This window comes from Micromonospora sp. DT178 (genome assembly GCF_049841695.1).
Taxonomy (GTDB): Bacteria; Actinomycetota; Actinomycetes; order Mycobacteriales; family Micromonosporaceae; genus Micromonospora.
Genome location: NZ_JBNCKV010000099.1, coordinates 1 through 247, shown reverse-complemented (window position 1 = coordinate 247; position 247 = coordinate 1). Strand labels below are relative to the sequence as shown.

General features: G+C 68.8%; 1 protein-coding gene. It reads left to right on the top strand.

All coding sequences use genetic code 11. The annotated features are described in order from the left end of the window. Positions 1–8 precede the first annotated feature (8 nt). Positions 9–247 (top strand): beta-ketoacyl synthase N-terminal-like domain-containing protein (locus ACLQ22_RS32135; RefSeq protein WP_425695626.1); only part of this gene is annotated, 239 nt, incomplete at its 3' end.

The following is a 247-nucleotide window of genomic DNA, read 5'->3' as shown; positions in this document are numbered from 1 at the left end:
CGTCGTTGGTGGCGGTGCATTTGGCGGCGCAGGCGTTGCGGTCGGGTGAGTGTTCGATGGCCCTGGCCGGTGGTGTGGCGGTGATGGCCACTCCGGGAGCGTTTGTGGAGTTTTCCCGGCAGGGCGGGTTGGCCGCTGATGGGCGGTGTAAACCGTTCGCGGACGCGGCTGACGGCACGGGTTGGGGTGAGGGTGTCGGGGTTCTGGTGTTGGAGCGGTTGTCGGATGCCCGCCGGCGGGGGCATCA